Below are 23,196 nucleotides of genomic sequence, written 5' to 3' on the forward strand. Positions count from 1 at the left end.
CGTGACGACGGAACCGGGGAGCGCCGGCGGCGGTGACGGCACCGGCGCCGACAACGTCGCCGACGGCCCCGCCGGCCAGCCCGTCGTGGCCGCCGACGGTCCCGCCGCCCCGCAGGACCCCTCCGCCCCTCCCGCCGCACCGTCCCCGGAGCACGTTCTCTGATGGCCATCCGCACCCGCCGCCCGGGACCCGCAGCCGCGGCCCGAGGCGGTTCCCGGCGACGCCGCCTGCCCCTGCGCCTGCTGCTGCCGCTGCTGTTCCTCGTCGCCCTGATGGCGATGCTGCTGCTGCGCGGTTTCGTGCACAGCGAGATCCTCGCCGACCACCGCATCCAGTCGCCGGCCGCAGCCGACCGGGTGCCGGAGGAGATCCTGGAGGGCGGCCCGGTGATAGACACCCGGGGCGCGCAGGCCAAGACCCTCCAGGTGCCCGACGGCCACATCGTGCTCACCTTCGACGACGGGCCCGACCCGGAGTGGACGCCCCGGGTGCTCGACGTCCTCCGGAAGCACGACGCGCACGCCGTCTTCTTCGTCACCGGCACCATGACCTCCCGCTACCCGGACCTCGTCCAGCGCATGGTCGACGAGGGCCACGAGGTGGGCCTGCACACCTTCAACCACCCCGACCTCGCCCTCCAGTCGGACCGCCGCATCGACTTCGAGCTGTCCCAGACCCAGCTCTCCATCACGGGCGCGGCCGGCATCCGCACCTCCCTGTTCCGGCCGCCGTACTCCTCGCAGGCCGGGGCCATGGACAACAACTCCTGGCCGGTCACGCAGTACATAGGCGAACGCGGCTACATCACCGTGGTCAACACCCACGACAGCGAGGACTGGCGCAAGCCCGGCGTGGAGGAGATCATCCGCCGCTCCACGCCCGAGGACGGCAAGGGCGGCATCGTCCTGATGCACGACTCCGGCGGCGACCGGCACCAGACCGTCCAGGCACTCGACCGGATGCTGCCCGACCTGCGCGACAAGGGCTACACGTTCGACAACCTCACCGAGGCCCTGGAGGCGCCCAGCGCGCACACCCGGGTCACCGGCGCCGACCTGTGGAAGGGCAAGGCCTGGGTGTTCCTCGTCCAGGCCAGCGACTCCATCACCGGAGTGCTGGTGGTCGGCCTGGCGGTCATCGGCTTCCTGGTCATCGCCCGGTTCCTGCTGATGCTGGTGCTGTCCGCGCTGCACGCCCGCAAGGTGCGCCGCCGCGGCTTCGCCTGGGGGCCGCCGGTCACCGAGCCGGTGTCGGTGCTCGTGCCCGCCTACAACGAGGCCAAGTGCATCGAGAACACGGTGCGTTCGCTGATGGCGAGCGACCATCCGATCGAGGTCGTCGTGATCGACGACGGCTCCAGCGACGGCACCGCGCGCATCGTGGAGAACCTCGGCCTGCCGAACGTGCGGGTGGTGCGGCAGCTCAACGCGGGCAAGCCCGCGGCGCTCAACCGCGGCGTCGCCAACGCCCGTCACGACATCATCGTGATGATGGACGGCGACACCGTCTTCGAACCCACCACCGTGCGCGAACTCGTGCAACCCTTCGGTGACCCGCGCGTCGGCGCCGTCGCCGGCAACGCCAAGGTCGGCAACAAGGACAAGCTGATCGGCGCCTGGCAGCACATCGAGTACGTGATGGGCTTCAACCTCGACCGCCGGATGTACGACGTCCTGCGGTGCATGCCCACCATCCCCGGCGCCGTCGGCGCGTTCCGCCGCTCGGCGCTGGAGCGGGTCGGCGGCATGAGCGACGACACGCTCGCCGAGGACACCGACATCACCATGGCCATCCACCGCGACGGCTGGAAGGTGGTCTACGCCGAGAACGCCCGCGCCTGGACCGAGGCCCCGGAGTCGGTCCAGCAGCTGTGGTCCCAGCGCTACCGCTGGTCCTACGGCACCATGCAGGCCATCTGGAAGCACCGCCGCGCCGTCATCGACCGGGGCCCGTCGGGCCGCTTCGGCCGCGTCGGCCTGCCGCTGGTGTCGCTGTTCATGGTGCTGGCGCCGCTGCTGGCCCCGCTGATCGACGTGTTCCTCATCTACGGCCTGGTCTTCGGCCCCACCGGCAAGACCGTCCTGGCCTGGTTCGGGGTCCTCGCCATCCAGGCGGCCTGCGCGGCCTACGCGTTCGTCCTCGACAAGGAGAAGCTCACCCCGCTGCTCTCCCTGCCGCTCCAGCAGATCCTCTACCGGCAGCTGATGTACGTCGTCCTGCTGCAGTCCTGGATCACCGCGCTCACCGGCGGCCGGCTGCGCTGGCAGAAGCTGCGGCGCAAGGGCGGCGTCTCCGCCCCGCCGGGTGCCGAGCTGCCGTCCCAGCAGGTCCGGGACGGCAGGCCGGTGGCGTGAGCGTCCCACCCCCCGCCGGGCAGGCGGCCACCGCCCCGGGCACGACAGGAAGTCCGCACCGCATGACCACCACCGGCCTGCCGTCCCCCCGGGACGGCGCCGCCGGCCCGGACCTGCCGTCCGGGCCCCCACCGGCCGAACCGGCCACCCGGCCCCCGGCCCGCGACCGGTACTTCGACCTGCTGCGCGCGGTCGCCCTGTTCCGGGTCGTCCTCTACCACCTGATGGGCTGGGCCTGGCTGCCCGTCGTCTTCCCCTCCATGGGCGTGATGTTCGCCCTGGCCGGCAACCTCATGGCCCGCTCCCTGAAGCGGCCCGCCGTCCAGGTCGTGCGCGGCCGGATGCGCCGGCTGCTGCCGCCGCTGTGGCTGCTCGGCGCGATCGGCGTGACCGGCATGCTGGCCCAGGGCTGGAGCCCGGACGACGACGGCCACCCCGGCTGGTGGTTCCTCCACCTCGGCTTCTGGATCCTGCCGCTGAGCGACCCGCCCTACGCCGAGGGCCTGCCCGGTGTCCACGGCGTCGTCGGCGAGGACTGGGCCGCGGAACTCGCCGGGCCGCTCTGGTACATCCGCGCCTACCTGTGGTTCGTGCTCCTCTCCCCGTACCTGCTGAAGCTGCTGCGCGCGCTGCCCTGGCCGACGGTCCTCTCCCCGCTGGTGCTCTCGGCGGTGCTCCAGGCCGGCTGGGTCTCCCTGCCCGGTGAGCGTGTCGACTCCGCGCTCACCGACTTCAGCACCTTTGGCGCCTGCTGGATCCTGGGCATGGCCCACCAGCAGGGCGTCCTGAAGCGCCTGCCGCAGTACGTGGTGCCGTCGCTGGCGCCGATCGTCGCCTGCGCGGGCCTGTGGTACGCCTTCCGCAACGGCTTCGGGGCGGACCACGACCTGGACTCCATCCCCCTGGCCCAGGCGCTGTGGTCCTTCGGCACCGTCCTGCTGCTGCTCCACCTCAGCCCCTCCTGGACCGAGTGGCCGCGCCGGCTGCGCCGCTGGGACCGGCTGATCACGCTGCTCAACTCCCGCGCGGTGACGGTGTACCTGTGGCACAACGTGTGCATCCTGACCGCCGCCACCCTCTACGACCGGCTGTGGGGCTTCGAAACGCTGGAACTCAACGTGCCCTGGCTGCTGGAGAGTTCCTGGCCGGTGCTGCTGCTGGCCTGGATCCTGATCGCGGGCTGCGTCGTGGCCTTCGGCTGGATGGAGGACCTGGCGGCGAAGCGCAGGCCGCGCCTGTGGCCGGACGGTTCCGCCGGGCGGCGCCGCACCCGGCGTCACCGGGCCGCCGCCTGACACCTCACCCCCGGCCGCCACCGGGGGTGAGAGCAACGTTCCCTTCCGGTCACCGGGTGCCACGGCACCGAAACGCTCCCTCCCTACCTTCGGGACCATCCCTCGCGGCACCCGTCCGCGCCCCGGAGCACAGTGGAGGCCCGATGACAGCCCCCAGCGGTCGCTGGATCCAGCAGTGGGACCCGGAGGACGAGACCTTCTGGAACCGGACCGGGCAGCGGATCGCCAGCCGCAATCTCCTCTTCTCCGTCCTGTCCGAGCACATCGGCTTCTCCGTCTGGACGATGTGGTCCGTCCTGGTGCTCTTCATGGGCCCGGAGTACGGCCTCACCCCGGCCGACAAGTTCCTGCTCACGTCGGTGGTCACGCTGGTCGGCGCCGTCGTCCGGGTGCCGTACACCTTCGCCGTCGCCGTCTTCGGCGGGCGGAACTGGACGATCGTGTCCGCCGCCCTGCTGCTCGTCCCCACCGTCGCCGCGTTCGCCGTGATGGAGCCGGGCACCTCCTTCACCACGTTCCTGCTGGTGGGCCTGCTGGCGGGGATCGGCGGGGGCAACTTCGCCTCCTCCATGACCAACATCAACGCCTTCTTCCCGCTGCGGAAGAAGGGCTGGGCGCTCGGCCTGAACGCCGGCGGCGGCAACATCGGGGTGCCGGTGATCCAGCTCGCGGCCCTCGCGATCATCGGCGCGGGCGGCGGACCGCGGGTGCTGCTCGGGATCTACATCCCGCTGATCGTCGCCGCCGCCGTGCTCTCCGCGCTGTACATGGACAACCTCGCCTCGGTGCGCAACGACACCGGGGCCGCCAGTCACGCCGCGCGCGACCCGCACACCTGGATCATGTCCTTCCTCTACATCGGCACCTTCGGCTCGTTCATCGGCTACAGCTTCGCCTTCGGGCAGGTGCTCCAGATCCAGTTCGGCCGGACGCCGCTGCAGGCCGCGTACGTCACCTTCCTCGGCCCCCTGCTCGGTTCGCTGATCCGGCCGGTGGGCGGGTGGCTCGCCGACCGGTACGGCGGCGCCCGGATCACGCTGCTGAACTTCGCCGCCATGGGCGCGGCCACCGGGGTGCTGGTCGTCGCCTCCGTCCAGCGGTCGCTGACACTGTTCACGGCCGCCTTCGTGGTGCTGTTCGTGCTGACCGGCCTGGGCAACGGATCGACGTACAAGATGATCCCCGGGATCTTCCGGGCGAAGGCGCTGGCCCGCGGGCTGGCGGGCGAACCGGCCGCGGCGTACGGGCGGCGGCTGTCCGGGGCGGCCATGGGGCTGATCGGCGCGGTGGGCGCGCTCGGCGGTGTCGGCATCAACCTGGCCTTCCGGCAGTCCTACCTCTCCCACGGGTCCGGCACCGGCGCGTTCGTCGCGTTCCTCGTCTGCTACGCGCTCTGCTGCGCGGTCACCTGGGCGGTATACCTGCGCCGCCCGGCGGCCCGGCCCGCCGGGCCGCCCGCCGCGGAGCGGGAGCGGCCGCGGCTGGACTACGCCGAGGTGTGAGCGGGGATGACGTAACACTGGTGACACGATGCCGAACCGGGCCCGTCATGGACGGTTGACAGGCTCGGTCGGCAGGCGGGTGGAGCCGCACCCGCCGGCATGCCTACTACGCGGGACGAGAGCCATGAACGACGCACAGCACCGACCGGACCACGGCCCGCTCGCGGGCTTCACCGTGGGCGTGACCGCGGCACGCCGGGCCGACGAGCTCGGCGCGCTGCTGGAGCGCCGCGGGGCCGCCGTGCTGCACGCGCCCGCCCTGCGGATCGTGCCGCTGTCCGACGACAGCGAACTGCTGGCCGCCACCAAGGACCTCATCGGCCGCGCCCCGGACATCGCGATCGCCACCACCGCGATCGGGTTCCGCGGCTGGATGTCGGCCGCCGACGGCTGGGGCCTCGGCGAGGACCTGCTGGCCACCCTGCGCGGGGCGCGGATCCTGGCCCGCGGCCCCAAGGTGAAGGGCGCCGTCCGGGCCGCCGGGCTCACCGAGGAGTGGTCGCCGTCCTCGGAGTCGATGGCCGAGGTGCTCGAACGGCTGCTCGCGGAGGGCGTCGACGGGCTGCGCGTCGCGATCCAGCTGCACGGCGAACCTCTGCCCGGCTTCGTGGAGTCGCTGCGGGCCGGGGGAGCGGAGGTGGTCGGGGTGCCGGTCTACCGGTGGCTGCCGCCGGAGGACCTGGGCCCCGTCGACCGGCTGCTGGACGCGGCCGTGGCCCGCACCGTGGACGCGGTGACCTTCACCAGCGCGCCCGCCGCGGCGTCCCTGCTGGCCCGGGCCGAGGAACGCGGCCGGCTCGACGACCTGCTCGCCGCCCTCGGCCGGGACGTCCTGCCCGCCTGCGTCGGCCCGGTCACCGCGCTGCCGTTGCAGGCCCGCGGCATCGACACGGTCCACCCTGAGCGCTTCCGGCTAGGTCCCCTCGTGCAGCTGCTCTGCCGGGACCTGCCGGCCCGCGCCCGGTCCCTGCCGGTGGCCGGGCACCGGCTGGAGATCCGCGGACACGCGGCCGTCGTCGACGGCGAGCTCAGGCCGGTGCCGCCGGCCGGGATGTCGCTGCTGCGCGCGCTGGCCCGGCGGCCCGGCTGGGTCGTCGCCCGCGGGGACCTGCTGCGGGCCCTGCCCGGCGCCGGCCGCGACGAGCACGCCGTGGAGACCGCGATGGCCCGTCTGCGCGCGGCCCTCGGCGCCCCGCAGCTGATCCAGACGGTCGTCAAGCGCGGCTACCGCCTGGCCCTGGACCCGCAGGCGGGGGAGAAGTACGCCGGCACCTGACGCGGGGCGTCGGCCGGGAGGGCCGGGGGGCTTCCGGGCGCGCACGCGGGCGGGCACTGTAGAAGTACGGTTTCCCGGCCCCCTCGCTCGCATCGCACCGGCCTCCCGCGGCCGGGGCGAACCCTAGGCGGTGACAGGCTCATGGCACTCGGTACGGCCACGGCGCCCTACGAGCTGCGGTTCGACACCGGACGGGTCTGTCTGGACCTGCTCGCCACCACCCATCCCGCCGAACGCCTCGACTCCCTGCCGGTGCTGCGCGCCTGGATCACCGGCTCCGGCCTCGTCCCGCCGGGCACCGCGCTGGTCCACGCCGACGCCTCCTGGCCGCCCGCCTTCCGCGAACTGCGCGGCCGGCTCGCGCCGTTGCTGCGCGGCCGGCCGGCACCCGGACGCCCTCCGTACGACCTGGCGCTCGCCCGGGTCAACGAGCTGGCCCGGGTCGCGCCGCCCGCCCCGCGGGCCGTGGTGGGGGAGGACGGCCTGCTGGTGCGCCGCCTCGACGGGCCGCCCCGGCGGGGTGCGCTGCTCGGCGCGATCGCCCGGGACGCCGTGGACCTGCTGACCGATCCGGTGGCCCGGGCGAGCCTGCGCCAGTGCGAGGGGGACAACTGCCCCATCGTGTACCTGGACACGTCCCGGGGACGCAGGAGGCGCTGGTGCTCCAGTGAGGTCTGCGGGAACCGTGAGCGGGTGGCCCGCCACCGCCGGCGCGCCGCCCTCACCCGCGCCTGACCCCGGCCCGTGTCCCGTATGCCGCTTCTGCGCTCCGGACCGTGAAGTGACGTTGCTTACACCTCGTTTGACGCTCCCGGCGCACGGGCAGCGGGGCCGGTCCCGCCAGGTGTGTCGGAAATGTAAAGAGCGCGGGGGGAATATGTGGCTCCATGTCCCGGTCGTCACGTCACCCCGCAGAAATTGTCACCCCGCTTTGAACACCCGCCACTTGCCCTGCGTACCGGTAGTCGAGCGACCGACTGGGGGATCCCCCGGACACCGGAGGTGGGCGTGCGCAAGGATTCCGTCGTGGCCAATGAACGTGGAACGAGGGCCCGACATCGCGCGTCACAGCCCTCGGAACCTGACGAGGAGCTGATGCGTGCTCTGTATCGAGAGCACGCCGGACCCCTGCTGGCCTATGTCCTGCGGCTGGTCGCCGGAGACCGGCAGCGCGCCGAGGACGTCGTGCAGGAAACGCTCATCCGTGCCTGGAAGAACGCCGGTCAGCTCAATCGGGCGACCGGTTCGGTACGCCCCTGGCTGGTGACGGTCGCCCGGCGCATCGTCATCGACGGCCACCGCAGCCGGCAGGCCCGGCCGCAGGAGGTCGATCCGTCGCCGCTGGAGGTCATCCCCGCGGAGGACGAGATCGACAAGGCGCTGTGGCTGATGACGTTGTCGGACGCACTCGACGACCTGACCCCTGCCCACCGGGAGGTGCTCGTCGAGACGTACTTCAAGGGACGTACGGTCAACGAGGCGGCCGAAACGCTCGGGATACCCAGCGGTACGGTGCGCTCCAGGGTGTTCTACGCCCTGCGGTCGATGAAGCTGGCACTGGAGGAGCGGGGGGTGACGGCGTGATGAGTGTGTACGGGGGAAACCAGGGATTCGGCGCGGGTGGTACGGGTATGTCTGCTCCCATGGAGGGATCACCGGTGCCGAACGAGCACGAGACCGTCGGCGCCTACGCCCTCGGCATCCTCGACGACGCCGAGGCGGGCCGGTTCGAGATGCACCTCGCGACCTGCGAGTGGTGCGCCCAGCAGCTCGACGAACTCGCCGGGATGGAACCGATGCTGGCCGCGCTCGCGGACCTGCCCGGCTCCGGCACGCCGTCCATCGGCGAGTCGCTGTCCGCCAAGCCCTCCCCGCGCGTGGTGGAGAAGCTGGTCGACGAGGTCGCCGAACGCAGGGCCAAGAAGCGCCGCCGCAACTTCTACATGGTGGCGGCCGCCGGTGCGCTGATCGTCAGCGGCCCGTTCGTCGCCGTCGCGGCGAACAGCGGGGGCGGCGACGGCGGGGGCGACACCAACCGGACGCTCGCGGCGAACCCCGCCAAGGAAGCCTTCGACCAGATCCCCGACAAGATCACCGCCACCGACCCCACCACCAAGGTCTCCGTGACCGTCGCGCTCCAGGAGAAGGAGTGGGGCACCGGCACGGTCACCGAGCTGCGGAACGTCAAGGGTCCCGAGAAGTGCTCGCTCATCGCCGTCGGCAAGAACGGCGAACGCGAGACGGTCACCTCGTGGTCCGTCCCGTCCGAGGGCTACGGCCTGCCCGACGGCAAGACGGACAAGTCCAAGCAGCCGCTCTACATCCAGGGCGGCGCGGCCTTCGAGATGAACGAGATCGACCACTTCGTCGTGGTGAACTTCGACGGCAAGCAGCTCGTCGAAGTGGACGCGTAGCCTCACCCGGCCCCCTTCGCGTACGGTTGACGGCTGCCCAGCACGTCAGAAGGGGGCCCGGTGGCCGCTCAGGCTCAACAGGAATCCGCGGTCGGACCGGTTCACGACTCCGTCCGCGACCGGGAGATCCGTGTCGAACAGGAACACCTGGACCGGGTGTACCGGCGCCTTGAGGAGAAGATCGACGAGGCCGAGTTCCTCATGCGGGACGCGGCCCGGCGCGGGCAGGTCGGCACACCCGGCGCGCTCGCCGAGCGGGACGCCCAGGTCTTCCGGGCCGGCGTCCACCTCAACCGGCTGAACAACGAGTTCGAGGACTTCCTCTTCGGCCGCATCGACCTGCTCCTCGGCAAGGACGGCAAGCGGGGCCCCGACGGCGCCTACACCGCCGTCGAGCCCGCCGACGGCGCCGTGCGCCCCGACGGCACCGCCGACATCGCCGAGACCCTGCACATCGGCCGCATCGGCGTCCTCGACCAGGACTACAGCCCGCTCGTCATCGACTGGCGGGCCCCGGCCGCCGCCCCCTTCTACCGCTCCACCCCCGTCGACCCGGGCCGCGTGGTGCGCCGCCGCGTCATCCGCTCCAAGGGCCGCCGCGTCCTCGGCGTCGAGGACGACCTGATGCGCCCCGAGCTGACCGCGTACCTCGACGGCGAGGAACTGCCCGTGGTCGGCGACGGCGCCCTGATGGCGGCCCTCGGCCAGGCCCGGACCCACAGCATGCGGGACATCGTGGCCTCCATCCAGGCCGAGCAGGACCTGGTGATCCGCGCCCCCGCCGCCTCCGTCACCCACGTCGAGGGCGGCCCCGGCACCGGCAAGACCGCCGTGGCCCTGCACCGCGCGGCCTACCTGCTCTACCAGGACCGGCGCCGCTACGCGGGCGGCATCCTCATCGTCTCGCCGACCCCGCTGCTCGTCGCCTACACCGAGGGCGTGCTGCCCTCCCTCGGCGAGGAGGGCCAGGTCGCCATCCGCGCCCTCGGCTCCCTGGTGGAGGGCGTCGAGGCCACCGTCTACGACACGCCCGCCGTGGCCCGCGTCAAGGGCTCCGCCCGCATGCTCAAGGTGCTGCGCAAGGCGGCCCGCGGCGCGCTGGAGACGGAGGACGCGCCCACCCGGCTGCGGGTCGTCGCCTTCGGCCGCCGCCTGGAGCTGGACGCCGAGGACCTCAAGGAGATCCGCCGCAGCGCCCTCGGCGGCACCGCCCCCGTCAACCTGCTGCGCCCGCGCGCCCGCAAGCTGCTGCTCGACGCGCTGTGGGAGCGCTCCGGCGCCGGCACCCGGCACACCGACCCGGAACTCGCCGCCGAACTGCGCTCCTCCTTCGACGACGACATCACCTCCGAGGACGACTTCATCGCCTTCCTCGACGCCTGGTGGCCCGAGCTGACCCCGTCCGCCGTGCTCGACGCCATGGCCGACGAACGGCGCCTCGGCCGCTGGGCCCGCCGCGTCCTCAACCAGGGCGAGGTCCGCCGCCTCGCCCGCTCGCTGCGGCGCGACGGCCGCTCCGTGCACGACATCGCCCTGCTCGACGAACTGCAGGCCGTCCTCGGCACCCCCGCCCGCCCCCGCAAGCGGCGCGAACTCGACCCGCTGGACCAGCTCACCGGCCTGGAGGAGCTGATGCCGGTGCGCGAGGAGAGCCAGCGCGAGCGGGCCGAGCGGCTCGCCCAGGAACGCGTCGAGTACGCGCACGTCATCGTCGACGAGGCGCAGGACCTCACCCCCATGCAGTGGCGGATGGTGGGCCGCCGTGGCCGGCACGCCACCTGGACGGTCGTCGGCGACCCGGCCCAGTCCTCCTGGTCCGACCCCGACGAGGCCGCCGAGGCCCGCGACGAGGCCCTCGGCTCCCGGCCGCGCCGCCGCTTCGAACTCACCGTGAACTACCGCAACCCGGCCGAGATCGCCGACCTGGCGTCCCGGGTGCTCGCCCTCGCCATGCCGGGCTCCACCGCGCCCCGCGCGGTGCGCTCCACGGGCGTCGAACCCCGCTTCGCCGTCGCCCGCGGCGGGCTCGGCGAGACCGTGCGCGCCGAGGCGCGGCGGCTGCTGGAGCGGGTGGACGGCACCGTCGGCGTGGTGGTCGCCATGCAGCGCCGGGAGGAGGCCCGCCGCTGGCTCGACGGACTCGGCGACCGGGTGGTGGCCCTGGGGAGCCTGGAGGCCAAGGGGCTGGAGTACGACGCCACGGTCGTCGTCTCCCCGGCCGAGATCGCCGACGAGTCCCCGGCCGGCCTGCGCGTCCTCTACGTCGCCCTGACCCGGGCCACCCAGCAGCTCACGGTGGTCTCGGGGGAGCGCGACGAGCCGGACTCCTCGGGCGTTCCGGACCTGCTGCGGGACTGAACGCCGCGCGGAAAATTCGCCCCCGCGCAGGAATGGCCGACGGCCGTCCTTTTGTTAGCCTGGACGTGACACCGGCCCGATCCAAGCCCCCGGGCCCAACCTTCGTCGCTTCGAGCGACCACTTGCCGCGAGGCGAGCATGGCGGGTCGGTGTCACCTACAGCGTCCGAGAGGCCCATGTCACCAGTGACGTGGGCCTCTTTCGGTGATCCCGGACGGTGATCCCTGACGCGCGAACAAAACGTTCGCAATCCGGGGCGGCTACCGCGTACTCCGCGGTAGGTGCGACGATCGGACAGCACGACGCGACGCTGTGCCACACAGCGACGCAGTAACGGAAAAAGCAGAGGAAGTCGGCCATGGCAACGGCGCCCAGCGTCTCCTACTCGATGACGATCCGGCTGGAGGTGCCGGCGAGCGGAACCGCCGTGTCCCAGCTCACCACGGCCGTGGAGTCCTCGGGCGGTTCGGTCACGGGTCTCGACGTCACCGCGTCCGGCCACGAGAAGCTGCGCATCGACGTCACCATCGCGGCCACCTCCACCGGCCACGCGGACGAGATCGTGGAGAAGCTCCGCGGCATCGAGGGCGTCGTCCTGGGCAAGGTCTCCGACCGTACGTTCCTGATGCACCTCGGCGGCAAGATCGAGATGCAGGCCAAGCACCCGATCCGCAACCGTGACGACCTCTCCATGATCTACACCCCGGGTGTGGCCCGGGTCTGCATGGCCATCGCCCAGAACCCCGAGGACGCCCGCCGCCTCACCATCAAGCGCAACTCCGTTGCGGTCGTGACGGACGGCTCGGCCGTGCTGGGCCTGGGCAACATCGGCCCGCAGGCCGCGCTGCCGGTGATGGAGGGCAAGGCGGCCCTGTTCAAGCGGTTCGCCGGCATCGACGCCTGGCCGCTCTGCCTCGACACGCAGGACACCGACGCGATCGTCGAGATCGTCAAGGCCATCGCGCCGGGCTTCGCGGGCATCAACCTGGAGGACATCTCCGCGCCCCGCTGCTTCGAGATCGAGGCCCGGCTGCGCGAGGCCCTCGACATCCCCGTCTTCCACGACGACCAGCACGGCACCGCGATCGTCGTCCTCGCCGCGCTGACCAACGCCCTGCGCGTCACCGGCAAGGCCATCGAGAACATCCGCGTGGTCATGTCCGGTGCCGGGGCGGCCGGTACGGCCATCCTGAAGCTGCTGATCGCCGCCGGTGTGAAGAACGCCGTCGTGGCCGACATCCACGGCGTGGTGCACGCGGGCCGCGAGGACCTCAAGCAGGCCGCGCCCGACTCCACGCTGTGCTGGGTCGCCGAGCACACCAACCCGGAGAACCTCACCGGCACCCTCAAGGAGGCCGTGCGCGGCGCCGACGTCTTCATCGGCGTCTCCGCGCCGAACGTGCTCGGCGCCGAGGACGTGGCCGCGATGGCCGAGGGCGCGGTCGTCTTCGCGCTCGCGAACCCGGACCCCGAGGTGGACCCGGCGATCGCCCGGCAGACCGCGGCCGTCGTGGCCACCGGCCGCTCCGACTTCCCGAACCAGATCAACAACGTGCTGGTCTTCCCGGGTGTCTTCCGCGGCCTGCTGGACGCCCAGTCCAGCTCGGTGACCACCCAGATGATGCTGGCCGCCGCGCAGGCCCTGGCCGACGTGGTCACCCCGGACGAGCTGAACCCGAACTACATCATCCCCAGCGTCTTCAACGAGCGGGTCGCGGGCGCGGTCGCCGACGCCGTGCGCGAGGCGGCGAAGGCGGTGGAGGCGGGGCCGGCCGCGTAGGGCGGCCGTGCCCGCGGGCGCTGTGAGGATCGCCACGGCCGGCCGGTGCGGCGCGTCGTGGGACCTCCGCGCCCCGGGCGCCCTCTAGGGTGGCGGCCGGTACGAGCTACCGGTCTCCTGCCGTCCGCGGCGGCCGGCGGACCCGGCGTCGTCACCGTCCTGGAAGGGCGGGGCGCTCTCCGTGTGACTCCCACGGGTGTACTCACGGCGCATGCGGGTGCCGGATTGGCATTCCCGCCGCAGGTAGAGGCAGGATGCTTCACCAAGGACGACGTCCAGGGGGCACCCCCAGTGGCGCGAGGGTCCGGACGAGGGACCCGGGTTCCGGGACTTTCCCGGGGCCCTGGCAGCATCGGCTTGGCCGTGCGCACCACGCGGTCCCGCCGCGTGGCTCGCCTCAACAGCAAGAAGAACACGGGAGTAACAACATGAACCGCAGTGAGCTGGTGGCCGCGCTGGCCGACCGCGCCGAGGTGACTCGCAAGGACGCCGACGCCGTGCTGGCCGCGTTCGCCGACGTCGTCGGCGACATCGTCTCCAAGGGCGACGAGAAGGTCACCATTCCCGGTTTCCTGACCTTCGAGCGCACCCACCGTGCCGCGCGCACCGCGCGCAACCCGCAGACCGGCGAGCCGATCCAGATCCCGGCCGGCTACAGCGTGAAGGTCTCCGCGGGCTCCAAGCTCAAGGAAGCCGCCAAGGGCAAGTGATCTGACGTCCGTACGTCCCGGGACGGCGTACGGCGCACAGTGACGCCGAAGGGGGCGGCCACCCGACCGGGTGGCCGCCCCCTTCCGTCGTGCCCGCGACGGCCCGGAGCGGGGCCCTCGCCGGTTTTCCGGGGCCGCGAAGGGCACCGTAGGCCCCGGGATCCCCGGGCGGGGCGGGAGGGCCATGGCGGGCCCGGAGCGGGCCGGGAGACGTCCGTCGGTGCCCGGGGCGGACGGGAGTGCGCTGCCGATGTGGCCCGGCCGAGGGCCCTGCCGGGCCGCGAGGCGCGGCCAGCCGCGGACCGGGCCCTGCCGGGCCGGAAGGCCGCCGCCGCGCGGCGCCGTCAGCCGAGGGCCTTGCCCGGGAGTTCGACCTTCGCGCCCGGCTCCATCAGCTTCTCCATGCTGTGTCTGCCCGGGGGCGACCCCCGGACCCCCGGCCGGGTGGCGAGGCCGGCGTGGGCCAGGAGGCCGCCGCCGGGGAGGCGTCGCGTCAGCCGAGGGCCTTGCCAGGGAGTTCGACCTTCGCGCCCAGCTCCATCAGCTTCTCCATGAAGTTCTCGTAGCCGCGGTTGATCAGGCCGATGCCGTGGACGCGGGACGTGCCCTGGGCGGCGAGGGCGGCGATGAGGTAGGAGAAGCCGCCGCGCAGGTCCGGGATGACCAGGTCGGAGCCCTGGAGCCGGGTGGGGCCGGAGACGACCGCGGAGTGCAGGAAGTTGCGCTGGCCGAAGCGGCAGTCGGAGCCGCCCAGGCACTCGCGGTAGAGCTGGATGTGCGCGCCCATCTGGTTGAGCGCGGAGGTGAAGCCGAGCCGGGACTCGTACACGGTCTCGTGGACGATCGACAGGCCGGTCGCCTGGGTCAGCGCGACCACCAGCGGCTGCTGCCAGTCGGTCTGGAAGCCGGGGTGCACGTCCGTCTCCAGCGCGATGGACTTCAGCCGGCCGCCCGGGTGCCAGAAGCGGATGCCCTCGTCGTCGATCTCGAAGGCGCCGCCCACCTTCCGGTAGGTGTTCAGGAACGTCATCATCGAGCGCTGCTGCGCGCCGTGGACGTAGATGTTGCCCTCGGTCGCCAGCGCGGCCGACGCCCACGAGGCGGCCTCCAGGCGGTCCGGGAGGGCACGGTGGGTGTAGCCGCCGAGCTTGTCGACACCGGTGATGCGGATGGTGCGGTCGGTGTCCATCGCGATGATGGCGCCCATCTTCTGCAGGACGCAGATCAGGTCCTCGATCTCCGGCTCCACCGCCGCGTTGGACAGCTCGGTGACGCCCTCGGCGAGGACCGCCGTCAGCAGCACCTGCTCCGTCGTGCCCACCGACGGGTACGGCAGCCGGATCTTCGTGCCCCGCAGCCGCTGCGGCGCCTCCAGGTACTGGCCGTCCGCCCGCTTCTCGATGGTCGCGCCGAACTGGCGCAGCACGTCGAAGTGGAAGTCGATGGGCCGTCCGCCGATGTCGCAGCCGCCGAGGCCCGGGATGAAGGCGTGCCCGAGGCGGTGCAGCAGCGGGCCGCAGAACAGGATCGGGATCCGCGAGGAGCCCGCGTGGGCATCGATGTCGGCGACGTTGGCGCTCTCCACGTGCGTGGGGTCGAGCACGAGCTCACCGGGCTCGTCGCCCGGACGGACCGTCACCCCGTGCAGTTGCAGCAGTCCGCGTACGACACGCACGTCGCGGATGTCCGGAACATTGCGCAGTCGGCTCGGAGCACTGCCCAGCAGGGCGGCGACCATGGCCTTCGGTACGAGGTTCTTCGCACCGCGGACACGGATCTCGCCCTCCAGCGGGGTTCCGCCGTGGACCAGCAGTACGTCATCAGCGCCGTTGACGGTCATGGATCTCGCGTTCCGTGGGGAGGTGGGGCAGGGCCGAAAGGCACAGGGTAGTCGGCCAGCGGCCCCCTTCTGTATGCCCGGACGGGGTCCGGCCACGTCATGGATCCGTCACAACACGAACCGTTCGGCGGCGGCCACGGGCGGTCACGGGAACCGCCGTGCGCCGGGAGTGCGCCGGGCCGCCCTGAGCTGCGTCCACTCCCGTGCGCCCATTGCCTCCCCACGGGATGCGAAGATGCGGGATCATGTCTGGCATGACCGAGGTGTCCTCGCTCACAGGGCGGTTGCTCGTGGCGACCCCCGCCCTGGCGGACCCGAACTTCGACCGTGCGGTGGTGCTCCTCCTCGACCACGACGAGGAGGGCTCGCTCGGCGTCGTCCTGAACCGGCCGACGCCGGTGGACGTCGGTGACATCCTCGAGGGCTGGGCGGACCTGGCGGGCGAGCCCGGTGTCGTCTTCCAGGGTGGCCCCGTCTCCCTGGACTCCGCCCTGGGTGTCGCCGTCGTCCCCGGCGAACAGGCCGGGGAGGCCGCGCCGCTGGGCTGGCGCCGGGTGCACGGCGCGATCGGCCTGGTGGACCTGGAGGCCCCGCCGGAGCTGCTGGCCCCGGCCGTCGGCTCGCTGCGCATCTTCGCCGGGTACGCGGGCTGGGGTCCCGGCCAGCTGGAGGACGAGCTGGCCGAGGGCGCCTGGTACGTCGTGGAGTCGGAGCCGGGGGACGTCTCCTCACCGGCGCCGGAGCGGCTGTGGCGGGAAGTGCTCCGCCGCCAGCGCAACGAGCTGGCGATGGTGGCCACGTATCCGGACGACCCGTCGCTCAACTGAAGCCTGTGACCTTCAGTACCCTTTCTTCCATGAGCACTCTTGAGCCCGAGCGCGGGACTGGTACGGGGACCCTCGTCGAGCCGACGCCGCAGACCTCCCACGGCGACGGTGACCACGAGCGCTTCGCCCACTACGTCCAGAAGGACAAGATCATGGCGAGCGCCCTGGACGGGACTCCCGTCGTGGCGCTGTGCGGCAAGGTGTGGGTGCCGGGCCGCGACCCGAAGAAGTACCCCGTGTGTCCCATGTGCAAGGAGATCTACGAATCCATGGGCGCCGGCGACGACAAGGGCGACGGCAAGGGCAAGGGCGACAAGTAGCCCCGCCGGGCCGGCCGCCCCCGGCCGACGGACTTCCGGGCCCCCGGAGCGTGTTCCGCACGCCTCCGGGGGCCTTTGTGCTGCCCTTTGTATGCCCGTGTGTTGCGCGGGGTGCGTCGGCCGGTCACAGAGTGGTTGAGACCTCTTGTGGCCCCGCTCACCCTGTCCCTAGCCTCCGGGGTGTTGTGCACAGCAAAACCGCCATTGCGTATGTTGCAACACCTCGGAGGAGCTCCATGAAGCTGTCCGTCCGTCTGGTCGCCGCCGCGGCCGTCCTCGCCGCCGCCGTCGCGTGCGCCCCCCAGACCTCCGGCAACTCCGCCTCCGACAAGGACGAGCGGACCGGCACCCTGCGGGTGTGGCTGTTCCAGGAGGTCAACAACAAGCCCAAGCAGCAGGTGGTCGACTCCGTCGTGGCCGGCTTCGAGAAGGCGCACGAGGGCGCCGAGGTCACCGTCGAGTACATCCCCGTCGAGACCCGCGCCCAGCGCATCAAGGCCGCCTTCAACGACCCCTCCTCCGCGCCCGACCTCATCGAGTACGGCAACACCGACACGGCCGGCTACGTGAAGGACGGCGGACTCGCCGACGTCAGCAAGGAGTTCGCCGCCTGGGACGAGGCCAAGGACACCGACCCCACCGCCCGGCAGTCCGTCACCGTCGACGGCAAGGTCTACGGCGCCCCCTACTTCGTCGGCGTGCGCGCCCTGTACTACCGCACCGACGTCTTCGCGGACCTCGGCCTCGAACCGCCCGCCGACCAGGCCGGACTGATCAGCACCGCCAAGAGGATCCGCGCCGAATGGCCCGACCTGTACGGCATCGCCGTCGGCGGCGCCTACACCTACGGCGCGATGCCCTTCCTGTGGGCCCACGGCGGCGAACTCGCCACCGGCAAGGGGGGTTCGTACGCCGCCGCCGTCGACAGCCCCGAGGCCCGCAAGGGCATCGAGGCGTACACCTCCCTCTTCGGCGACGACAACTGCCCGGCCGCCAAGTGCGCCGGCATGGGCGGCAACGACACGGTGACCGCCTTCGCCTCGGGGAAGGCCGCCATGGCGATCGGCGGCGACTTCAGCCACGCGGCCATAGAGGCGGGGCAGGTCAAGGGCAAGTACGCGGTCGTGCCGCTGCCCGGCGTGGAGCCCGGCTCCGTCGCCCCCGCCTTCGCGGGCGGGAACAACATCGGCGTCCTGAAGTCCACCTCCCACCGCACCCTCGCCGTCGACCTGATGAAGCGGCTCGCCTCCAAGAAGGCGCAGGGCGAGATGTTCGAGGCGATGGGCTTCCTGCCGACCTTCACCGACGTGCGCGAGCAGGCCGCCGCCGACGAGCCCTTCCTGAAGCCGTTCGTCGAGACCCTCGCCGCGGGCACCGAGTTCGTCCCGGCCTCGCCGGCCTGGGCGCAGATCGACTCCTCGCAGGTCCTGCCGACGATGTTCCAGGAGATCGTCAGCGGCAAGAAGGACGTCGACACCGCCGCCGGGGACGCGGCGAAGAAGATGAACGAGGCCTTCGGGTCCGCCGGATGACAGCGCCCACCCGCCCGTCGGCCGCCCGTCCCGGGCGGCCGGCGGACCTCCGCGGCGGGCTCCGCGCCCGCGGCACCGGCCGTCCGTCCCCGCCGGCCCGCCGCCGCCCGGGAACCTCCCGCACCCCCTGGCTCTACCTCGCCCCCGCCCTCGTCGTCCTCGGCGGGCTGCTCGCCTACCCGATCTACCAGCTCGGCCTGATCTCGCTGTTCCACTACACCCAGGCACAGGTCAGCGGGGGCGAGCCCACCACCTTCAAGGGCCTCGGCAACTACTCCGAACTCCTCGCCGACGACCAGTTCTGGCAGGTGCTGCTGGCCACCGTGGTGTTCGCGGCGGTCTGCGTCGTGTCCACCCTCGCCGTGGGCTGCGCGCTCGCCGTGCTCCTCACCCGGGTCCGGGCGCTGCCCCGGCTCGCCCTGATGCTGGCCGGCCTCGGCGCCTGGGCGACCCCCGCCATCACCGGCTCCACCGTCTGGCTGTTCCTGTTCGACGCCGACTTCGGCCCGGTCAACCGCGTCCTCGGCCTCGGCGACTTCTCCTGGACCTACGGCCGCTACAGCGCCTTCTTCCTGGTCCTGCTCGAAGTGGTGTGGTGCTCCTTCCCGTTCGTGATGGTCACCGTCTACGCCGGGATCCGTGCCGTGCCCGCCGAGGTGCTGGAGGCGGCCTCCCTCGACGGCGCCTCCTCGTGGCGGATCTGGCGGTCGGTGCTCGCCCCGATGCTCCGGCCGATCCTGATCGTCGTCACCATCCAGTCCGTCATCTGGGACTTCAAGGTCTTCACCCAGATCTACGTCATGACCAACGGAGGCGGCATCGCCGGACAGAACCTCGTGCTGAACGTGTACGCCTACCAGCAGGCGTTCGCGTCCTCGCAGTACAGCCTCGGCGCCGCCATCGGCGTCGTCATGCTGCTGATCCTGCTCGCCGTGACGCTGGTGTACCTGCGGCTGCTGCGCCGACAGGGGGAGGAACTGTGACGCATGTGAGCCAGGCCCGGGAGCACACGGTGAAACCTGTGCGCAGGTTCGTCCGGCGCCCGGGACGCCTCGCGGCCGAGACCGCCGCCCTGCTGACCGCGGCCGTGGTGGCCTTCCCGCTGTACTGGATGGTGCTCGGCGCCTTCAAGCCGACCGGGGAGATCGAGTCCACCGAACCCCGGCCCTGGACCCTGGCGCCCACGCTGGACTCCTTCCGCCGGGTCTTCGGACAGGAGGACTTCGGGCGCTACTTCCTCAACAGCGTCGTCGTCGCGGTGGCCGTGGTGATCGCCTCGGCGCTGATCGCCTTTCTCGCCGCGACCGCCGTGACCCGTTTCCGGTTCCGGCTGCGCACCACCCTGCTCATCATGTTCCTGGTGGCGCAGATGGTGCCGATCGAAGCGCTGACCATCCCCCTGTTCTTCCTCATGCGGGACCTCGGTCAGCTCAACACCCTGTGGTCGCTGATCCTCCCGCACATCGCGTTCTCGCTGCCGTTCGCGATCTGGATGCTGCGGGGTTTCGTGAAAGGCGTCCCGGAGGCCCTGGAAGAGGCCGCGTACATCGACGGGGCGAGCCGGGCCCGCTTTCTGTGGCAGATCCTTTTCCCGCTGGTCCTGCCCGGCCTGATCGCGACGAGCGTGTTCTCCTTCATCTCCACCTGGAACGACTTCCTGTTCGCCAAGTCCTTCATCATCAGCGACATCTCGCAGTCCACGCTGCCGATGGCGCTGCTGGTGTTCTACAAACCGGACGAGCCCGACTGGGGCGGCGTCATGGCCGCCTCCACGGTGATGACGATTCCGGTACTGGTCTTCTTCGTACTCGTACAGCGCCGTCTGGTCTCCGGACTGGGCGGCGCGGTAAAGGACTGACGTGACTTCACCTTCGCCTTCACCGACCGGACTCCTGCCCGCCCCGCGGTCCGTCGACCGGCCCCGCGACGGCACCGTCGAACTGACCGCGGACACCACCCTGTGGGCCGGGCCCGGCACCGGGACCACCGAGCGCTGGCTGCGCGCCACCCTCGGCGCCGCCCTGGCCCTGCCCCTGCGCCCCGGCCCCCCGGACACCCCCGGCGGCCTGCGGCTGCGCGTCGACGACACCCTCCCGCCCGAGGGCTACCGGCTCACCGTCGCGGCCGGCCCGGGCATGGAGATCGCCGGCGGCAGCGCGGCCGGCGTGTTCTGGGGCGCCCAGACCCTGCGTCAGCTCCTCGGCCCCGACGCCTTCCGCAGGGCGCCCCTGCGCCCGGGCGAACCGCTGCGGCTCGCGGAACAGACCGTCGAGGACGCCCCCCGCCTCCGCTGGCGCGGCCTGATGCTCGACGTGGCCCGGCACTTCATGCCCAAGGACGGAGTGCTGCGCTATCTCGACCTGATGGCCGCCCACAAACTCAACGTGCTCCACCTGCACCTGACGGACGACCAGGGCTGGCGCATCGAGATCCTCCGGTACCCGCGGCTGACGGGGACCGGTTCCTGGCGGGCCCGCACCAAAATCGGCCACCGCGCCTCACCCCTGTGGGACGACCGGCCGCACGGCGGTTTCTACACGCAGGACGACATCCGGGAAATCGTCGCCTACGCCGCCGAGCGGCATATCAGCGTGGTCCCCGAGATCGACGTGCCCGGCCACTCCCAGGCCGCCATCGCCGCCTATCCCGAACTCGGCAACTCCGACGTCGTCGACACCGGCTCCCTGACCGTCTGGGACACCTGGGGCATCAATCCCAACGTCCTCGCCCCCACCGAGAGCACCCTCCGCTTTTTCGAAGGGGTGCTCGAAGAAGTCCTCGACCTCTTCCCGGCCCGCACCGCGACCGGCACCCCCTTCTCGTCGTTCGTCCACCTGGGCGGTGACGAATGCCTCAAGGACCAGTGGCGCGCGTCACCCACCGCGCAGAAACAGCTGAGCACGCTCGGGCTCGCCGACGAGGACGCGCTCCAGGCGTGGTTCGTCGCCCACTTCGACCGCTGGCTCACCGCGCGCGGGCGGCGCCTCATCGGCTGGGACGAGATCCTGGAGGGCGGCCTCGCCCCCGGCGCCGCCGTGTCCTCCTGGCGCGGCTACGCGGGCGGGGTCGCCGCCGCACGCGCGGGCCACGACGTGGTCATGTGCCCCGAGCAGCAGGTGTACCTGGACCACCGTCAGGACGCGGGCCCGGACGAGCCGGTGCCCATCGGGTACGTGCGCACCCTGGAGGACGTCTACCGCTTCGAGCCCGTTCCCGCCGAGCTGACCCCCGACGAGGGGGAGCGGGTGCTGGGCACCCAGGCCAACCTGTGGACCGAGGTGATGGAGGACCAGGCGCGCGTCGACTACCAGGCGTTTCCCCGGCTGGCCGCGCTCGCCGAGGTCGCCTGGAGCGCCCTGCCCGCCCCGGCCGAGCGGGACTTCGCCGACTTCGAGCGGCGGATGACCGCCCACTACCGGCGCCTGGACGCCCTCGGCGTCGCCTACCGGCCGCCCACCGGGCCGCTGCCCTGGCAGAAGCGACCGGGCGTCCTGGGGCGCCCGATCGACGGCGCGCCCCCGATCCGGTAGCCCGCGCGCCCGCTCCGCCCCCGCCGGGTCACGCGCACGCGTCCGCCCCACCTCGAACAGGTCACGAAAAAAGGAACAAGGGTCACTGAAGAGTGCCGAACCGAGCACACTGGTGATGTCGTCAGAAATCGGACCATGTGCGGGGTGAGGTGGGCGAATGCCTCCTAGCGGACCCCTGTCTTCGGCACCCGCGAAGATGTGCCAGAGTTGCCACGTCCGCCCTGTCAGGTCGTACCGTACGGCAACACAGGTGGGACCAGGTGGGGCAGCGGGAAGGGGCAGCCGGTTTGACCACGCACGCACCGCAGGCGGCGCAGACCGTCACGCTGCCCACGACACTGGACGAGGCCGTGGCGGCGCTCACCGCCATGCCCGCCGCCGTGCCCGTGGCGGGCGGCACCGACCTCATGGCCGCCGTCAACTCGGGCCAGCTCAGGCCCGCCGCGCTGGTCGGCCTCGGCCGGATCAGCGAGATCCGCGGCTGGCAGTACCTCGACGGACACGCCCTGCTCGGCGCCGGGCTCACCCACGCGCGCATGGGCCGTCCCGACTTCGCCGCCCTCATCCCGGCCCTTGCCGCCTCCGCGCGCGCGGCCGGCCCGCCGCACATCCGCAACGCGGGCACCCTGGGCGGCAACATCGCCTCCGCCGCCCCCACCGGGGACGCGCTGCCGGTGCTGGCCGCCCTGGAGGCGACCCTGATCGTCGCCGGACCCGGCGGGGCCCGCCGCGAGCTGCCCGTCTCGCACCTGCTGGCCGGCATGGAGATGCTGCGCCCCGGCGAACTCATCGGCTACGTGCGGGTGCCGCTGCTGCACGCCCCCCAGGTCTTCCTGAAGGCGACCGGCCGCACCGGACCCGGCCGCGCGGTGGCGTCCGTCGCCCTGGTCCTCGACCCGGCCCGGCGCGGGGTGCGCTGCGCGGTGGGCGCCATAGCGCCGATGCCGCTGCGGCCCCTGGACGCCGAGGAGTGGGTCGCCCGGCTCATCGACTGGGACAACAACCGCGCGATCGTGCCGGAGGCGCTGACCGCGTTCGGCGAGTACGTCGCCGCGGCCTGCATCCCCGACGCGGCGCCCGCCGAGGACGGCTCCCCGGCACCGCTGCCGCCCGCCGTACTGCACCTGCGGCGCACCGTCGCCGCGCTGGCCCGACGAGCACTGGGGAGGGCGCTGTCGTGACCGACGACCAGCACGGAGAGGACACCCCGCGCGGGGGCGGCCGCTGGGACCCGCTGCCCCAGGGCGAGTACGACGACGGCGCCACCGCCTTCGTGCAGCTGCCCGAGGGCGGCATCGACGCCCTGCAGTCCCCGGACAGCCCGCTCGCCGCCCCCGGCCAGGGCTACGTGCCGCCGCAGATAACGGTCGCCCCGGCCACCACCGCGGGCACCGACCCGGCCGCCACCGGCACCTGGGCCGTGCCCGGGGCGCCCGCCGCGCCCGCGGACGGCACCG

At 72.4% G+C, this 23,196-nt stretch carries 18 protein-coding genes and 1 pseudogene; 18 read left to right on the plus strand and 1 reads right to left on the minus strand.

Features of this window, described 5'->3' with window-relative positions; all coding sequences use genetic code 11:
- Window positions 1-162 precede the first annotated feature (162 nt).
- From G3I53_RS14460 to G3I53_RS14505, 10 genes are all read left to right on the plus strand, one after another.
- On the plus strand, window positions 163-2,355 hold the full coding sequence (locus tag G3I53_RS14460; RefSeq protein WP_164335257.1) for a glycosyltransferase: 2,193 nt from the start codon (window positions 163-165) through the stop codon (window positions 2,353-2,355).
- A 62-nt stretch (window positions 2,356-2,417) separates the two neighbouring features.
- Window positions 2,418-3,650: an acyltransferase family protein gene (locus G3I53_RS14465; RefSeq protein WP_164335259.1), complete on the plus strand. Its 1,233-nt coding sequence runs from the start codon at window positions 2,418-2,420 to the stop codon at window positions 3,648-3,650.
- A gap of 143 nt (window positions 3,651-3,793) precedes the next feature.
- On the plus strand, window positions 3,794-5,152 hold the full coding sequence (locus G3I53_RS14470) for a nitrate/nitrite transporter (protein ID WP_164438419.1): 1,359 nt from the start codon (window positions 3,794-3,796) through the stop codon (window positions 5,150-5,152).
- Window positions 5,153-5,276: 124 nt separating this feature from the next.
- On the plus strand, window positions 5,277-6,428 hold the full coding sequence (locus G3I53_RS14475; protein ID WP_164438420.1) for a uroporphyrinogen-III synthase: 1,152 nt from the start codon (window positions 5,277-5,279) through the stop codon (window positions 6,426-6,428).
- A gap of 141 nt (window positions 6,429-6,569) precedes the next feature.
- On the plus strand, window positions 6,570-7,163 hold the full coding sequence (locus tag G3I53_RS14480; RefSeq protein WP_164438421.1) for a CGNR zinc finger domain-containing protein: 594 nt from the start codon (window positions 6,570-6,572) through the stop codon (window positions 7,161-7,163).
- 267 nt (window positions 7,164-7,430) lie between these two features.
- Window positions 7,431-8,012, plus strand: coding sequence for a sigma-70 family RNA polymerase sigma factor (locus G3I53_RS14485; RefSeq protein ID WP_164338096.1), 582 nt, complete (start codon window positions 7,431-7,433; stop codon window positions 8,010-8,012).
- Window positions 8,013-8,086: 74 nt separating this feature from the next.
- Window positions 8,087-8,842: a zf-HC2 domain-containing protein gene (locus G3I53_RS14490; protein WP_343240622.1), complete on the plus strand. Its 756-nt coding sequence runs from the start codon at window positions 8,087-8,089 to the stop codon at window positions 8,840-8,842.
- 60 nt (window positions 8,843-8,902) lie between these two features.
- A complete protein-coding gene (locus G3I53_RS14495; protein ID WP_164338094.1) occupies window positions 8,903-11,200 on the plus strand; it encodes a UvrD-helicase domain-containing protein in 2,298 nt (765 codons plus the stop codon).
- A gap of 358 nt (window positions 11,201-11,558) precedes the next feature.
- Complete coding sequence (locus G3I53_RS14500) at window positions 11,559-12,980, plus strand: NAD-dependent malic enzyme (RefSeq protein ID WP_164338093.1); 1,422 nt, start codon at window positions 11,559-11,561, stop codon at window positions 12,978-12,980.
- Between the two features lie 428 nt (window positions 12,981-13,408).
- Entirely contained in the window at window positions 13,409-13,690 is a 282-nt protein-coding gene (locus tag G3I53_RS14505; protein ID WP_003990598.1) for an HU family DNA-binding protein, read from the plus strand.
- Window positions 13,691-14,183: 493 nt separating this feature from the next.
- On the opposite strand, the gene murA is transcribed toward G3I53_RS14505, so the two are convergent.
- Window positions 14,184-15,530 (minus strand): UDP-N-acetylglucosamine 1-carboxyvinyltransferase, encoded by a 1,347-nt coding sequence (murA, locus tag G3I53_RS14510; protein WP_164335564.1) that lies wholly within the window; start codon window positions 15,528-15,530, stop codon window positions 14,184-14,186.
- 254 nt (window positions 15,531-15,784) lie between these two features.
- Here murA and G3I53_RS14515 point away from each other — a divergent pair, with 254 nt between their 5' ends.
- The 8 genes and pseudogenes from G3I53_RS14515 to G3I53_RS14550 all read left to right on the plus strand — a co-directional run.
- Window positions 15,785-16,357: a YqgE/AlgH family protein gene (locus G3I53_RS14515; RefSeq protein WP_164335566.1), complete on the plus strand. Its 573-nt coding sequence runs from the start codon at window positions 15,785-15,787 to the stop codon at window positions 16,355-16,357.
- Window positions 16,358-16,386: 29 nt separating this feature from the next.
- Window positions 16,387-16,677, plus strand: a complete 291-nt coding sequence (locus G3I53_RS14520) for a DUF3039 domain-containing protein (RefSeq protein WP_164335568.1) — start codon at window positions 16,387-16,389, stop codon at window positions 16,675-16,677.
- Between the two features lie 236 nt (window positions 16,678-16,913).
- The gene (locus G3I53_RS14525) at window positions 16,914-18,209 is read left to right on the plus strand and encodes an extracellular solute-binding protein (protein ID WP_164335571.1); all 1,296 of its coding nucleotides are present in this window, start codon (window positions 16,914-16,916) and stop codon (window positions 18,207-18,209) included.
- On the plus strand, window positions 18,206-19,192 hold the full coding sequence (locus G3I53_RS14530) for a sugar ABC transporter permease (RefSeq protein WP_164335573.1): 987 nt from the start codon (window positions 18,206-18,208) through the stop codon (window positions 19,190-19,192). Before G3I53_RS14525 ends, G3I53_RS14530 begins: the two co-directional genes overlap by 4 nt.
- Window positions 19,193-19,221: 29 nt before the next feature.
- Window positions 19,222-20,067, plus strand: coding sequence for a carbohydrate ABC transporter permease (locus tag G3I53_RS14535; protein ID WP_164335575.1), 846 nt, complete (start codon window positions 19,222-19,224; stop codon window positions 20,065-20,067).
- A gap of 1 nt (window position 20,068) precedes the next feature.
- Window positions 20,069-21,739 carry a beta-N-acetylhexosaminidase gene (locus tag G3I53_RS14540; RefSeq protein ID WP_164438422.1) on the plus strand — a complete coding sequence of 557 codons (1,671 nt, stop codon included), beginning with the start codon at window positions 20,069-20,071 and terminating at the stop codon, window positions 21,737-21,739.
- Between the two features lie 287 nt (window positions 21,740-22,026).
- Window positions 22,027-22,920 carry an FAD binding domain-containing protein gene (locus G3I53_RS14545; protein WP_164438423.1) on the plus strand — a complete coding sequence of 298 codons (894 nt, stop codon included), beginning with the start codon at window positions 22,027-22,029 and terminating at the stop codon, window positions 22,918-22,920.
- Window positions 22,917-23,196, plus strand: a pseudogene (locus G3I53_RS14550) (hypothetical protein); the annotation flags it as partial. The gene G3I53_RS14545 and the pseudogene G3I53_RS14550, both read left to right, overlap by 4 nt.

The sequence above is a fragment of the Streptomyces sp. SID14436 genome, from assembly GCF_010548465.1.
Classification (GTDB): domain Bacteria; phylum Actinomycetota; class Actinomycetes; order Streptomycetales; family Streptomycetaceae; genus Streptomyces.